The sequence below is a fragment of the Lentzea sp. NEAU-D7 genome (assembly GCF_026242055.1).
Taxonomy (GTDB): domain Bacteria; phylum Actinomycetota; class Actinomycetes; order Mycobacteriales; family Pseudonocardiaceae; genus Lentzea.
Genome location: NZ_JAPJDL010000001.1, coordinates 71,560 through 85,822 on the forward strand (window position 1 = coordinate 71,560; position 14,263 = coordinate 85,822).

Annotated in this window: 14 protein-coding genes; 6 read left to right on the forward strand and 8 right to left on the reverse strand. The window is 72.4% G+C overall.

Features of this window, described 5'->3' with window-relative positions:
* Window positions 1–11 precede the first annotated feature (11 nt).
* On the forward strand, window positions 12–1,256 hold the full coding sequence (locus tag ORI60_RS00235) for a beta-ketoacyl-[acyl-carrier-protein] synthase family protein (protein WP_266033888.1): 1,245 nt from the start codon (window positions 12–14) through the stop codon (window positions 1,254–1,256).
* Here the strand turns inward: ORI60_RS00235 and ORI60_RS00240 are convergent.
* Both ORI60_RS00240 and fabG read right to left on the reverse strand, forming a co-directional pair.
* On the reverse strand, window positions 1,240–1,872 hold the full coding sequence (locus tag ORI60_RS00240) for a LuxR C-terminal-related transcriptional regulator (RefSeq protein ID WP_266032484.1): 633 nt from the start codon (window positions 1,870–1,872) through the stop codon (window positions 1,240–1,242). The genes ORI60_RS00235 and ORI60_RS00240 overlap by 17 nt on opposite strands.
* A complete protein-coding gene (gene fabG / locus ORI60_RS00245) occupies window positions 1,872–2,576 on the reverse strand; it encodes a 3-oxoacyl-ACP reductase FabG (RefSeq protein WP_266032487.1) in 705 nt (234 codons plus the stop codon). The genes ORI60_RS00240 and fabG overlap by 1 nt, the downstream gene beginning before the upstream one ends.
* Window positions 2,577–2,789: 213 nt before the next feature.
* On the opposite strand from fabG, the gene ORI60_RS00250 reads away from it, so the two are divergent.
* Window positions 2,790–3,734, forward strand: coding sequence for an AraC family transcriptional regulator (locus ORI60_RS00250; RefSeq protein ID WP_266032490.1), 945 nt, complete (start codon window positions 2,790–2,792; stop codon window positions 3,732–3,734).
* On the opposite strand, the gene ORI60_RS00255 is transcribed toward ORI60_RS00250, so the two are convergent.
* The 3 genes from ORI60_RS00255 to ORI60_RS00265 form a co-directional block, all read right to left on the reverse strand.
* Window positions 3,719–5,974: a molybdopterin-dependent oxidoreductase gene (locus tag ORI60_RS00255; RefSeq protein ID WP_266032492.1), complete on the reverse strand. Its 2,256-nt coding sequence runs from the start codon at window positions 5,972–5,974 to the stop codon at window positions 3,719–3,721. The two genes, ORI60_RS00250 and ORI60_RS00255, sit on opposite strands and share 16 nt — an antisense overlap.
* An 11-nt stretch (window positions 5,975–5,985) precedes the next feature.
* Entirely contained in the window at window positions 5,986–6,564 is a 579-nt protein-coding gene (locus tag ORI60_RS00260; RefSeq protein ID WP_266032495.1) for a TetR/AcrR family transcriptional regulator, read from the reverse strand.
* Window positions 6,565–6,686: 122 nt separating this feature from the next.
* Entirely contained in the window at window positions 6,687–7,535 is an 849-nt protein-coding gene (locus tag ORI60_RS00265) for a DUF4394 domain-containing protein (protein ID WP_266032498.1), read from the reverse strand.
* A gap of 136 nt (window positions 7,536–7,671) precedes the next feature.
* Here ORI60_RS00265 and ORI60_RS00270 point away from each other — a divergent pair, with 136 nt between their 5' ends.
* Window positions 7,672–8,226: an RNA polymerase sigma factor gene (locus tag ORI60_RS00270; protein WP_266032501.1), complete on the forward strand. Its 555-nt coding sequence runs from the start codon at window positions 7,672–7,674 to the stop codon at window positions 8,224–8,226.
* A 49-nt stretch (window positions 8,227–8,275) separates the two neighbouring features.
* Entirely contained in the window at window positions 8,276–8,995 is a 720-nt protein-coding gene (locus ORI60_RS00280) for an anti-sigma factor (protein ID WP_323055864.1), read from the forward strand.
* A gap of 89 nt (window positions 8,996–9,084) precedes the next feature.
* On the opposite strand, the gene ORI60_RS00285 is transcribed toward ORI60_RS00280, so the two are convergent.
* Window positions 9,085–9,738 (reverse strand): fasciclin domain-containing protein, encoded by a 654-nt coding sequence (locus ORI60_RS00285; protein WP_266032503.1) that lies wholly within the window; start codon window positions 9,736–9,738, stop codon window positions 9,085–9,087.
* A gap of 246 nt (window positions 9,739–9,984) precedes the next feature.
* Here ORI60_RS00285 and ORI60_RS00290 point away from each other — a divergent pair, with 246 nt between their 5' ends.
* Window positions 9,985–10,152: a hypothetical protein gene (locus ORI60_RS00290; protein WP_266032504.1), complete on the forward strand. Its 168-nt coding sequence runs from the start codon at window positions 9,985–9,987 to the stop codon at window positions 10,150–10,152.
* 18 nt (window positions 10,153–10,170) lie between these two features.
* Here ORI60_RS00290 and ORI60_RS00295 read toward each other — a convergent pair whose 3' ends face one another.
* Both ORI60_RS00295 and ORI60_RS00300 read right to left on the reverse strand, forming a co-directional pair.
* Window positions 10,171–10,830, reverse strand: a complete 660-nt coding sequence (locus ORI60_RS00295) for a hypothetical protein (RefSeq protein WP_266032506.1) — start codon at window positions 10,828–10,830, stop codon at window positions 10,171–10,173.
* Between the two features lie 23 nt (window positions 10,831–10,853).
* Entirely contained in the window at window positions 10,854–11,330 is a 477-nt protein-coding gene (locus tag ORI60_RS00300) for a hypothetical protein (RefSeq protein ID WP_266032508.1), read from the reverse strand.
* 147 nt (window positions 11,331–11,477) lie between these two features.
* Between ORI60_RS00300 and ORI60_RS00305 the strand changes: the two genes are divergently transcribed.
* Complete coding sequence (locus ORI60_RS00305) at window positions 11,478–14,234, forward strand: AfsR/SARP family transcriptional regulator (protein WP_266032510.1); 2,757 nt, start codon at window positions 11,478–11,480, stop codon at window positions 14,232–14,234.
* Window positions 14,235–14,263: the final 29 nt, after the last annotated feature.

Genomic DNA, 14,263 nt, shown 5'->3' on the forward strand with positions numbered 1-14,263 from the left:
ACTTCTCCCTCATGCACCCGTCCCTGCCGCCGTTGCCCGGCGGGGAGGAGGAGATCCTCGTCACCGGACTGGGCATGACGACCCCGCAGGGCGGCGACGTCCAGTCCACTTGGGACGGACTTCTGGCCGGCACCTCCGGTGTGCGCCTGCTCGACGCGCCGTGGGCGGCCGATCTGCCCGTGCGGCTCGGCGCCCCGGTGCGCGAGGACCCCGGAGAGCTGCTCGACCGGGTGGCGCGCCGCCGGATGGACCGCTGCCAGCAGCTCGCCGTCGTCGCCGCCCGGCAGGCGTGGGCGGACGCCGGGGCGCCGGACGTGGAGCCGGAACGGCTGGCGGTGGTGTTCGGCACCGGGATGGGCGGGGGTGCCACGCTGGTCGAGCAGTACGACCGGTGCCGGGAGCTCGGTCCCGGCCGCGTCTCGCCGTTCGCCGTCACGATGCTCATGCCGAACGGCCCGGCGGCCGCGGTGAGCATGGACCTCGGTGCGCGGGGCGGTGCGCACGCCCCCACCAGCGCGTGCGCGTCCGGCGCGGAGGCGATCGCGCTCGGTGCCGCGCTGCTGCGCCGAGGGCTCGCGGACGTCGTCGTCGCCGGAGGCACCGAGGCGTGCCTCGGCAGGCTGTCGATCGCGGCGTTCGCCCGGATGGGAGCGCTGTCGCGCCGGCACGACCTGCCCGAGGGCGCGTCACGGCCCTTCGACTCCGGCCGGGACGGGTTCGTCATGGCCGAGGGCGCGGGCGCGCTCGTGCTGGAACGCGCCTCGTTCGCCCGCGCGCGGGGATCCAGGGGCGCCGCCCGGCTCGCCGGCATCGGCATGACCTCCGACGCGCACGACATGACCGCGCCGTCACCGGACGGCCAGATCCGCGCCATCCGGCACGCGCTGCGGTCGGCGGGCCTGAGCCCGTACGACGTCACGCACGTCAACGCCCACGCACCGGGCACCCAGGTCGGCGACCGCGTCGAGGCGGCCGCCGTCCTGGAAGCCCTGGGCCCGCACCCGCTGGTCACCGCGACGAAGTCGGTGACCGGTCACCTGATCGGCGGTGCGGGTGCGGTCGAGGCGATCTTCACCGTGCTCGCCGTGCGGGACGGCGTCGTCCCGCCGACGCGCAACCTCGACGACCAGGACTCCGACGTGAAGCTCGAGATCGTCGCGGACCGGCCGCGGCACGCGCGGATCGGGGCGGCGATCTCCAACTCGTTCGGCTTCGGCGGGCACAACGTCGTGCTGGCCTTCACCCGGTCCGGGTGAGCAGTCCCATGCGCTGTGCGAGCAACGCCGCGTGCATCCGGTTGGGCTGGCCCAGTTTCGCGAGGATGTGCGAGACGTGGGACTTCACCGTGGCGCAGGTGAGGTAGAGCTCCCGCGCGATCTCGTCGTTGCTGCGGCCGCGCGCCATCCTGACGAGCACCTGGCGTTCGCGGTCGCTGAGCAGTCCCAGCCCTCGATCCGCCTCCTCGGACGGGGGCACGATCTCGAACCGGTCGAGCAGGCGGCCCGTCACCTCGGCGCAGAGGTAGGCGTGGCCCCGCGCCACGGCACGCACCGCCGCGAGGAGCTCCTCGCGGCTCGACCGCTTGAGCAGGAAGCCCCGTGCGCCGTCGTGGAGCACCCGGTGCAGCTGCTCGTCGGTGTCCTCCACCGCGAGCATGATGACGCCGCCGGCCGCGCACGTCCGGAGTCGCGCTATCGCGGTGATGTCCGCGGTGATCACCACCTGCGGTCGATGTCTTTGCGCCAGAAGCAGTCCCTCGGCGGCACGAGCCGTGTCGCCCACCACGACCACGTCCGCGTCCTCTTCCAGCGCGTGCCGGAACCCGGTGCGGACCAGGGCTTCCTCGTCGATCAGCAGCACGGAGACCAGCATCAGTGCCCCATCCCCAGCCCGCCGTCGATCGGGATGACGGCCCCCGTCACGTACCGCGCCGAGTCGCCGGCCAGCCACACGACCGCGGCGGCGACCTCCTCCGGTTCGGCGAAGCGGCGCAACGGGATCGAGTCCCGGTACTGCTTGCCGTACTGCTCGGGCAGCGACGAGGTCATGTCGGTGTTGACGTACCCCGGCGCGACGACGTTCGCGGTCACACCGCGGCTGCCCAGCTCGCGGGCCAGCGAGCGGGCGAGCCCGATCAGCCCGGCCTTGCTCGCGGCGTAGTTCGTGAGGCCCGCGCTGCCGTACATCCCGACCACCGAGGAGATGAAGATCATCCGGCCCCGTCGCGCGCGCGTCATCGGCATGGCGGCCCGCCGCGCACAGCGCCACGCACCCGTGAGGTTGGTGTCGAGCACCGAGGTGAACCTGTCCTCGGTCATCCTGGTGATGAGGGTGTTGTCGGTGATCCCGGCGTTGGCGACGAGCACGTCGACGGGCCCCAGCTCCGCCTCGACCGCCGTGAACGCCGCGTCCACCTGCTCGCCGTCGGTCACGTCGCACTTCACGCCGAACGCGCCCGTCGGGCACTCCCCGCCCCGGTGGGTCACCGCCACCTTAACGCCGTCGGACACGAACGCCTCCGCGATCGCCCGGCCGATACCCCGGTTGCCTCCGGTCACCAGCACTGTGCGGGTCATGGTGTGCTCCTTCTGGATCATCGGCGTCCGGGTGATGCCGCTGGTCGGTGTCCCGGCCGCCCCTATCGTGGGATCGGATTCGGGCACCGGCGCCCTCAACCTGTTCCGAGGTTAGGGAGATCGACGGTGTCGCCTGATGGCCCGCGCGGCCGACCTGTTGACCTTTCCGGCCAACCGCACCCGCACCGCCGTGGCGCCGCCGGTGTGCGGGCGATGGTCGAGGTCGGCGCCGAACACGGGGTGGATGCCCGGAAGTGCTTGCAGGACACCGGCATCTCCCCCGCGATGCTGCACGGCGACACGGTCGTGAGCGGCACGCAGGAGCTCGCCGTCGCCGCCAACCTCGTCACGGCGACCGGCAGCGCGTCCGGGGTGGGACTCGCGGTCGGCGAGCGGCTTTCGTTGCGCGCCTACGGAGTCTGGGGCTTCGCGATGCTGACCTGCCCGACGGTCCGCGACGCCGTCGAGTTCGGCATGCGGTACCTGCCGCTCACCTACGCGGTCACGGGCCTGAGCCTGAGGGTGTCCGGTGGTGAGGCGTTCCTGATCGTGGACGACGACGGTTCCTCGGCCGCGCTGAGGCCGTTCCTCGTCGAGCGGGAGATCGCGGTGACGGCGGGCATCCTGCGCACCATCCTGGGCGAGTCGCCGCCGTCGATGCGGGTGGAGCTCCGCGTCCCCCGCGCGGTGTCGGCCGACTACGAGAAGGTGCTCGGGACGCCGGTGCGGTTCGGAGCTCCGCACAACGCGATCGTCACCGACGTCGCCGTGCTGGACCTCCCGCTGCCCCAGTCGGACCCGCTCACCCTGACGGTGTGCGAGCGCGCGTGCCGTTCGCTGCTGAGCGAACGCTGCTCCCCCTGCGTCGCGCAGAACGTGCGGGAGATCATCGCCGAAGGCGTGACCGAGGCCGAGCTGATCGCCGCACGACTGCACCTGTCGGCCCGCACGCTGCGCCGGCATCTCGCCGCGGAAGGGACGTCACTGCGCCACCTCGTCGACGAGGCCCGGCGTGCCCGGGCCATCGAGCTCATGACCCTGCACCGCCTCAGCGTCGAGCAGATCGCGCTGCGGCTGGGCTACGCCGACGCCGCCACGTTCATCCGCGCGTTCCGCCGGTGGACGGGCACCACGCCGGGCGCCTATCCCGTGCGCTGATCGGCGGCCTCCGGCCCGAGCGGTTCGAGCCGGGCCGGCACGTGCTTGTGCCAGGGCGTGCCGGCCCATTCGTCGCGGTCCTCGGCGGCGGTGAGTTCGTTGGGGGCGACGCCGGTGCGCTCCCGCACGGTGAGCCCGAGGCCGTTGGGCAGCGAGATGTGGCCCGAGCGCATGGTGTCCGTGGCGTCGACGGACACGTCCGCGGTGCCGCGCCGGGTGGTGAGCCTGACCCGGTCGCCCGTCGTGACGCCCAGCCGTGCCGCGTCGGCGACGCTCATGCGCAGGCGGCCGTCCGGGTCGCGCCGCCGCCAGCCGGGGTCGCGCATGATCGTGTTGGCCGTGAACGCGCGCCGCTCGCCCGCGGACAGCACGAAGGGCCAGTCCGGGTCCTGGCGCGGGACGGGCCTGTCTCCCAGTGCGGCCACCGCGGCGAGCAGGTCCGGCACGGCGAGGTTGATCCGGTCACGGGGCATGCGCTGCCACGACGCGTCGTACTCGTCGTCGGTGATGTGCACGCCGTGCCGGCCGTCCACGATCGCGGCGAAGAGCCGCTCCCCCGCCTCGATGCCGGTTCCGTAGCCGGCCTTCTCGACACCGGCCGGGTTCTTGCGGGCGCAGTCGTGGGCGGCCATCCACAGCACGGCGGCCGCCGAGGCGTCGTGCGGCAGCGTCGGGCCGAGGGTGCGGTACAGCAGGACGGACGCGAGCCGCCGCTTCACCGGATCCGCGAGGACGGCGAGGAACGCCTGCGCGAACTCGACCCGTCCGGCCGCCGCGGCCGCGCGCAGCGGCGCGTAGTCCTGTTCGGTGAGCGCGCCCGAGGCCTCGACGAGCCGGGCGTGGATCTCCGGCTCGGGCAGCACGCCGTCCGGTGCGGGCACGACGGGGTGGCGCAGGTGGAAGATGTTGCGCGGGAAGTCGAAGTTGAAGAACGTGGCCTCGAACTTCTCGAACTGCGTCGGCGCCGGCAGCACGTAGTCGGCCAGGCGCGCGGTCTCGGTCATCGCGATGTCGATGACGACCACGAGCTCCAGCGCGGCGAGGGCCTCCCGCATCCGAGCCGAGTCGGCCAGGGAGTGCGCGGGGTTCGCGCTCTCGACCAGCATCGCCCGGTAGCGGGCCGGGTGGTCGGTGAGGATCTCCTCGGCGATCACGTTGCACGGCACGAGGCCGCTGATGATCCGCGCGCCGGCGACGGGGCTGCGCGGGCCCTCGCCCTCGCCGTGCCCGCGGTCGCGGCCGATCGGCACCAGGCTCGACGGCACGTACTGGGCGCCTCGTTTGCCGAAGTTGCCGGTGAGCAGCCAGACCAGCTTCTCGACGTAGCTCACCAGCGTGGAGTCGCGGTTCATCTGTACACCGAGGTCCTCGAAGACGGCCACGGAGTCCGCGGCGGCGATCCGGGCGGCGACCGCCCGCACCAGCGTCTCCTCGACGTCGGCGACGGCGCAGTAGTCACCGACCGGTACGCGGCGCAGGACGTCGGTGACGGCGTCGAGGCCGTCCGCGTGCTCGGCGAGCCAGTCCGCGGCGATCAGGTCCTCCTGCACGAGCACGGCGGCCATCGCGGTCAGCAGGTAGAGGTCGGTGCCGGGCCTGACCTGGAGGTGGAAGTCGGCCAGCTGCGCCGTCTCGGTGCGCACGGGGTCGATCACGATCATCGACCGGGCCGGGTCCTTGGCGATGTCCTTGAGCACCGACCGCGCGCGGGGGAACCCGTGCGACTGGTAGGGGTTCTTGCCAACGAACAGCGCGACCTCGCAGTGCTCGAAGTCCGCGCGGGTCATGTTGCCGAGCATGCGGGCGCTGACCCAGAACTCGCCGGTCTTCTCCTGCGCGAGCGCGGACGAGCGGTAACGGGCGCCGAAGGCGGCCATGGTGGCGGGCGAGTAGGCGCCGCCGAGGTGGTTGCCCTGGCCGCCGCCACCGTAGTAGAAGATCGTCTCCCCGCCGGAGGTATCGCGGACCTCGCCCAGGCGCGCCGCGATCTCGCTGATCGCGGTGTCCCAGTCGATCTCCTCGAACGTGCCGTCGGGCCGCCGGCGCAACGGACGCGTGATCCGGCCCGTGTCGCCGTTCTGGTGCAGGTCCAGACGCAGCGCCTTGTTGCAGGTGTATCCGGCGGAGGCGGGGTGGAGCTTGTCACCGCGGATCTTGTCGAACGACCGGCCGTCCTCGCCGACGAGGATCTCGATCCCGCAGTTGCACTCGCAGAGGATGCAGGCGCTGGGTTTCCACATGAGCCGGACTCCTAGTCTCGTCGCTCCAGCAGGGGCGCGATCTCGGTGAGCACGTCGTCGAGCGGGCCCAGGTCGCGGTGCGCGCGGCAGAGGATGATCGCCCCCTCGATCGCGGACACGACCAACGTCGCCAGCCGCTGCGCGCGCTCGGCCGCGAAACCGCTGGCGGACAACGCTTCCGCGAGACTGGCCCGCCACCGGCCGAAGATCTCGCGCACCACGTCACCGGCCTCGGGGACGAGGTCGCGGCTGTCCACGGCCATCGCGGCGACGGGACATCCCGCCCGGTAGTCGGTCTTGGTCAGAGCCTTCTTCCAGAAGGCGACGAGCCGCCGCACCATCTGCTCGACGTCGCCCTCGGCCGCCGACTCGCGGACCATGGTGGCGATGTGGTCACCGGCCTGGCGGACCGCGCCCAGGACCATCTCGTTCCGGCCGCCGGGGAAGTGGTGGTAGACGGAGCCCCGCGGCGCGCCGCTGTGCGCCAGAACGGCGTCGACCGTGACGCCGGCCGCGCCGCGTTCCCGCAGCAGCAGCACGGCGCTGTCCAGCATCCGCTGCTTGGTGCCGCGCCTGCCCTGCTCGCTCATCTCCCACCTCCCTGAATCGGGAGTATGACAGAGACCATAGTCGATGTCAGCACGGATCGGCGAGGTGAGCCGGACGTGCGCAAGGCCGCCCCGACGTGCTGCGGGGCGGCCTTGCGATCTGGTCAGGCGAAGGCGAGGCCCACGACGGTGCCGCCGGCGACGCCGACGACCGAGGCCCGTCCGCTGTCCAGGTCGACCTTCACCAGGAGCGAGCCTCCGAGCAGGGAGAACTCGGGCTGCACGGCGGCCATCGCGCGGTGCCGGCCGTTGGTGGTGGCGATGTCGAAGCCGTTGGTCCGGGCGATGTCGAGGCCGAGCTTGCCGACGGTGAAAAGCTGTCCGGTGTTCGGCGACACGACCGGCATCGCGCCGGCGACCGTGCCCTGGGTGACGAGCGTGTCCGCGCGGCTGTCGACGTCGTACAGCGTGGTGGACGTCGCCCCGGCGACGCTGTTGGTGTAGCCGGCGCCCGAGACCTGAGGCGTGCGGCCCGCCGCCCGGTCACCGGGGGCGTAGGCGAGCGGGCCGTCGACGGCCGCCACGGCACCCGTGTCCGGCACCAGGCGCAGGTTCTGGCCGGTCGTGGTCACCAGGCGGATCCGGTCGACCGTCGGGTTGAAGTCGATCCCCGCCGCGGTTCCCTCGATCGCGGCGGGCGCCCCGACCGCCGTGGCGCGTCCGGTGCGCGGGTCGAGGACGTAGAGCTGACCGGACGCGGCGATCGCGTACAGCGCGCCGGTGGCGGGCCGCACGTCCATGCCGATGAGCCGGTCGCGGGCCTTGAGGCCGGTGACCCGGACGCGCTGCTGGGACAGCAACGGGGACGACCAGCTCCTGGTGCTCAGGACTCCGTCCGCCGTGAGCAGGTGGACTCGCGCCTGGTCGGCCGACGCCGAGGCCGGCGTCGCGGCCAGTGCGGTCATGAGCAGTGCGGCCGCGCCTGCGAGTGCGGTCGTGCGAGCGATGCGCATGTTCTCTCCCGATGTCCGTTCGTGCAACGCAGGTGTGTACGACCGAACCGGTCACCGCGTTGAAATCGGGGCGGAAATCGCCCATCCGCCACCCGGCCGGTCTCGAATCCCGTGCAGGACCGGCGACGGGGAGCTCATGGCGCACATCGGCAGACGACGGAGATCCGGCCCGCGTGGCGACGAGGCCTTCCAGGAGATCTACTCCCTGCACGCACCGGAGCTGCACCGCTTCGCACTGCGGCAGCTCGGCGACGACGGCGCGGCGGAGGAGGTCGTGCAGGAGGTGTTCCTGCGGGCGTGGAGGTCGGCGGACGGCTTCAGGCCCGAACTGGCCAGCCTGCGCGTCTGGCTCTTCGCGATCGCCCGCAACGTCGTGGTCGACGAGGTCCGGTCCCGGCTGCGCCACGACAGGCGGATGACCGCCGCACGGGCGGCCGCCACCGAGGCCGGCGAGGTGGCGGGGGACTTCGCGCACACCGCGATCGACGGACGACTGGTCCAGATGGGACTGTCGCGGATCAACGCGGACCAGCGCGCCGCGGTCGTCGAGACCCACCTGCGGGGCCGGTCCTATCGTGATGTGGCAGCGGAACTGCAGGTTCCCCAGGCGACGTTGCGCAGCAGAGTCCACTTCGGTCTCAAGGCGTTGCGGTCGGTGATGGCGGACATGGGGGTGCGAAACGCGGTGTGAGGCCAATCCGATCACCGGACGGTTTCGAAGTAGACGTGTGAAACCGGGAATGACGCGTGCGATCAACCCGCACCTGCTGACCGGTGCCCACGCACTCGGCGCGCTGCCCGACGCCGAGCGAGCCGAGTTCGAGGCGCACCTGGGAAGGTGCCCGAGCTGTGCGGACGAACTGGCCGAACTGCGGCAGACCGCCGCCTGGCTGGGCAACGCCGTCGACCACGTCCATCCGAGCGCCCTGCGGTCACGGGTGCTGGACGCGGTCCGGCACGTGCGGCAGGTGCCGCCGATCTCGGAGAGCGTGGCGGTTTTCTCGCGACGCCAAGGCTTCCGCCGCGCCGCCGCCCTGATCTCGGCCGCCTGCGTGGCCGCCGCCGCGGTAGCAGGTGCGCACGGCGCACTGAGCACGTCGAGGATCGCCCCCGCTGTTGTCTCTCCGCGCACTCACATCGGTGATCTGCTGGCGGCGCGGGATCTGCGACTCGTCACCGGGGAGAATTCGGCGGGCACCGCCGCGATGTCCCCCAGCCGTGACGAGATGCTCTTCCTCGCCGAGGGCCTGCGCGCGTTGCCGCGCGACCGCGTCTACCAACTGTGGCTCGTGGACGACCACGGCCCGCGATCAGCGGGGACCGTGCGTCCCGCGGGCGGCACGATGTCGCTGCTGGTGCGCGGAGTCCGCGGCGTGGGCGAAGCCGTTCTCACCGTCGAGCCCTCGGCCGGCTCACCGGGTCCGACCGGGGCTCCGGTCCTCACCATCGCCCTGCGCTGAACCGGACGCGGTCCGCGGGACCGGCAGACGTGAAAACTCCGGGAACCGCACGCGGTTCCCGGAGTCGCGGTACTGCCACCCTGGAGGTGTCAGGCAGGCAGCAGGACCGAGTCGATGAGGTACACGGTGGCGTTGGCGGTCTTCACGCCACCGCAGATCACGTTGGCGTCGTTGACCTTCAGCGCGTCCTTGGAGCCGGTGACCTTGACGGTGCCGGTCTGGACGGTCTTCTGGTCACCGGCGATCTTGTCGGGCGTGATCTGGCCGGGAACGACGTGGTACGTCAGGATCTTGGTCAGCAGCGCGTCGTCGGTCTTGAGCTTTTCGATCGTCGCGGCGTCGATCTTCGCGAACGCCGAGTCGACCGGCGCGAACACGGTGAACTCGGCACCGTTGAGCGTCGAGACCAGGTTCACCTTCGGGTTCAGCTTGCCGGACACCGCGCTGACGAGCGTGGTGAGCAGCGGGTTGTTGCTCGCGGCGACCGCGACCGGGTCGGCGGCCATGCCGCTCACGGAACCGGCGCCGGACGGGACCTGCTTGGCGTAGTCGGCACAACCGGGGCCAACGAGGTTCGCGGCCGGGTCGGCCATCGCGGCCGACGACGGCGCGCTCGACGTGGCGGACGTGGGCGCGGTGCTGGAGCTGCTGCTGGCCGTGTCACCCGAGCCGCACGCCGCGCCGAACAGGGCGAGCGAGGCGGCGCCGACGGCCAGGACGGTGTTGCGGACGGTCATGTTCATGACGGGACATCTCCAAGGGTGAACGGGGACGCTGTTGCCCGTGATTCGCCGCCCCTCGGAGAACGGATGGGTCTGGTTACCGACCTGTTACCAACGAGACCGCCGATCATGCGTGACCAGGGCAAACGGCGAACCGGCGACCGTCAGTCCACAGTCGACGATCAACTTGGCGCTTTTCCCCGCACACCAACACTCCGGTTCTGGGCTCCGGCAGGTCACCGGCGTCGCCGAGGACGCGAGGACGCGATGTCGGTGGTGGAGGTCGGTGTGGACGCCCACCCCGACATCGCCGTCCGCTACCAGGTGCTCAGCCTCCCCGCGCTGGTCCTGTTCTCCGGCGGACGCCCCGTCTGCACCCTCACCGCACCCCGCAAGCGCGCCGACATCTTCAAGGCGCCCTCCCCCTGGCTCTGACCACGGGCCGGCGAGATCTCACCCGGCTCCGCACTCCTCCCGGTACCGGTGGCCGGCATCGGCCACACGACCCGAGACCGTGCCCGCGGCCAGGGCGGACACCTCGAAACCGCTCACCGTGTACAGGTGTTTGCCGCTTCCCGGCCGGTGGTAGCTGACCCGCCGCCGGTCCCACGCCGTCCCTTCCTGGACGATCCGCATCTCCGCCACGCCGGCGGGCGCGCTCCACTCACGACGCCCGCCCGCCGTGCCTGTGGCGTTCGAGGGGACTTCCAACGGGCCGGCGACGTCCCGCAGGAGGTCCACGAACGACAGCTCGGGCAGCTCGCTCGTCTCGCCGTCGCAGCTCAGCCAGTAGCGGAGAGCAAGGCCGCGGCCAGGTTCGCCGGACGAGTCCACCCAGATCCTCCCCGTGCCGTCCTCGGTGACGCTGAGAAATCGCGTTATCCGGCCGTCGCGCAGACTGACGGACATCACGATCTCCGAGTCCGCCGGGGTGCGCGGCGGCGTCCGCGGCGGCTGGTTCGCGGGTGGGTAAACGCGGTCGAAGCGGATCTGCCAGTCACCGTCGACGGCTCTGACGGCCTGATCTCCGTCCACCCGCACGGCCTGATGCCTCTCGCACCCGCCGGCCACGGGCACCAGCGCGGCCACGACCACCGCGATCACCCACCTCATCGGAAACCCGTCCCCTGCCTGGTCTAGCAGCTGAACCGGGCCGAGTCGGACGTGGTCGCGGTGTACACGTCGCCACCGACGGTCCGCGCCTCGTGGTAGGCGGAACTGCGGTAGGTGTACGTTCCCACGCCCGCACAGCGCCAGACCGAGATCGAGGCGACCCAGTCCGTGTTGTTGCCCGTGCTGCTGTCGCTGTCGAGGAAGTCGGGACCGTTCCACCGGTCCCGGTACAGGTTGGTCTCCGCGTGCAGCCTCGCGTAGACGTACTCGCAGTCGATGATGCCCTGCCCGTTGGCGCGTCCGCCGTCCGTGGAGGTCTTGTACACGTCGGACATCCCGATGCAGCCGGACGGCAACGCCGCGGCTGAGACGGCCGAAGTCGTCGTGAGAACGCCTTCTCCCGGGGTGTCGGCCGCGGGTGTCGCCGCCGCGGCGGCGGTCACCAGCATCGTCGCCGCCGCCACCCCCGCGGCGACCGTGCCGATTCGCTTGAACAACATGGCTCTCCTCGCTCCCCTGCCGGACGGTGGACCCCGTCCGTGCCCCGACTGTGCGCCGCCGGGTACCTGGATTCGCCCCACGTTCTCCCAATCTGCTGGTGAGCGGTGCCCGGGCGGAGTAGGAAGGGCGCTCGGGAGGTGGGCATCGTGGCGACGGAGCTGCGTGTGCTCGGACAGGTGGAGCTGCGGGTCGGCGGCCGGGTGGTGGAGGTCGGGCACGCGCGGCAGCGGTGCGTGCTGGCGGTCCTGCTGGTGGAGGCGAACCGGGTCGTCACGATGGAGCAGCTGCTGGACCGCGTGTGGGCGGATCGGTTGCCCTACAAGGCACGGCACGTGGCGAGCAACTACGTCTCGCGGCTGCGCCAGGTGCTGCCGGATGACGTCGCGCTCGTGCGGCGCAGCGGTGGCTACGTGCTGGAGGTGGACCCGGAGGCGGTGGACCTGCACCGGTTCCGCCGGCTGGTCGAGCAGGCGCGCGGACGCACGGACGGGCAGGCGTTGGCACTGCTGGAGGAGGCCGCGGGGCTGTGGCGCGGCGAGGCGTTCGAAGGGCTGGACAGTCCGTGGATCACCGCCGTCCGCGAAGGCCTGGCACAGGAGCGGTTCGCGGCCGACGTGGAACGGGTGGAGCTGGCACTCGCGCGGGGTGCGCCCGCGGTGTCGTGCACGGAGCTCGGCGAGCGGGCGGACGCGCACCCGCTGGACGAACGGGTCGCCGGGCAGCTGATGCTCGCGCTGTACCGCAACGGCCGCCAGGCCGAGGCGCTCCTGCGCTTCGAGGGCATCCGGGCCCGGCTGGCCGAGGAGGTGGGTGCCGATCCCGGGCCGGCGTTGCGGGAGCTGCACCAGCGGATCCTGACCACCGACCCCGCGCTCACCCGCACCGCGGGGCCGGACGTGCCGCGGCAACTGCCGGCGCCCCCGGTGTTCACGGGCCGTACCACCGAGCTCGCGCTGCTGGACGAGGCGCTCGCGGGGACGCCCGGCACGGTCGTGATCTCGTCGATCGGAGGATCGGGCGGGATCGGCAAGACCTGGCTGGCGCTGCACTGGGCGCACCGGCACGTCGGGAGCTTCCCGGACGGGCAGCTGTTCGTCGACCTGCGCGGCTTCAACCCGGCGGAGCAGCCGCTCGTGCCCGACGCCGCGTTGTTCGGCTTCCTCACGGCCCTCGGCGTCACCGCGAGCCGCGTTCCCGTCGACCTGGACGCGAAGGCGGCGCTGTACCGCAGCCTGGTCGCGGGCAAGCGGGTCCTGGTCGTGCTGGACAACGCCGCCACCGCCGACCAGGTGACACCGCTGCTCCCCGGCAGCCCGGCCTGCACGGTGCTGGTCACCAGCCGCACGCGGCTCGTCTCCCTGATCGACCGGCACGGCGCCCGCCACCTGCCCCTGGGCGTGCTGACCCGCTCCGAGGCCCGGGAGCTGCTGGCCGCACGCCTGGGCGCGGACCGCGTCGTCACGAGGCCCGGCGCCGTCGACGAGGTGGTGGAGCTGTGCGGGGGCTACCCGCTGGCCCTGTCGATCACCGCCCGCAACGCGACCACCCGTCCCGGCATCCCGCTGGCCGAGATCGCCGCCGAGTTGCGCGAGTGGGGCCTGGAAGTGCTCGACCACGACACCGACCCCGCCGCCAGCCTGCCCGCCGTGCTCTCGTGGTCCCTGCGCCGGCTGACCGACGACCACCGCACCGCGTTCGGGCTGCTGGGCATCGCGCCCGGCCCCGACATCGCCGTGCCGGCGGTGATCTCGCTGACCGGACTCACACCCGCAGCCGCCCGCACCGCGTTGTCGGCGCTGGAAGAGATGTCCCTGGTCGAGCGGCAGCCACACGGCCGATACGCGATGCACGACCTGGTTCGCGCCTACGCCGCCACCACCGCCGACGCGCTGCCGGCCGACGTGCGGGAGAGGGCGCAGGTGCGGGTGGTGGACTTCTACCTGCACACCACCCAGGCCGCCGACCGGCTCCTGAACCCCGCCCGGCCGCTCGTGCGACTCGATCCGCCCGCCCCCGGCGTGCACCCGTTCCCGCTGCCCGGCGCGGAGGCAGCGCTGGCGTGGCTGGACGCCGAGCACGCGACGCTGCTGGCGGCCCAGCGCACCGCGGTCGCCCTGGACCGCCACGACGTCGTCTGGCACCTGGCCAGGACGTTGGACACCTTCCACCTCCGGCGTGGGCACCGGCACGACGCGCTCGCCGCGTGGAGGGCCGCGGTGGACGCGGCCGCGCACCTGCCCGACCCGGCCACTCTCAGCCGCGCCCACCGGAGCCTCGGCCGCGCCTGCACCCGCCTGGGCCGCTACGAGGAGGCCATCGACCACCTCGACCAGGCCCTGGAACTGACCGTGCTCCACGACGACCCCACCGAACAGGCGCACACCCACCGGGTCCTCGCGTTCGCCTGGGGAGAACGGGGAGACGACCGGCAGGCCCTGGACCACGCGCGGCACGCGCTCGACCTCCACCGCACGTTGCGCCATCCGGCGTGGGAGGGCGACGCGCTCAACTCGGTGGGCTGGTACGCCGCGAGGCTGGGCGAGTTCGACACCGCCCGCGACCACTGCCTGGCCGCCCTGGAGCTGAACCGGCGTCACCACTACGCCGAGGGTGAGGCGGGCGTGCACGAAAGCCTGGGCTTCATCGCCCACCGCACCGGAGACCACCGGCAGGCCGTCGAGCACTACCGCCAGGCCCTCGTGCTGCTGCGTGCCCTCGGATACACCTACGGGGTCGCGGACACGCTCGACCGCGCCGGCCACCCGCACGCCGCTCTCGGGCAGAGCCGTGAGGCGCGCGAGGTGTGGCAGGAGGCGCTGGAGCTGTACGAGGAGCAAGGCCGCGAGGACGACGCCGAGCGCGTGCGCCGGCAACTCGACGACCTCGCCCGCACGGAGGGGTGAGTCCCGAACAGCCGGTGGTTGACCTTCCA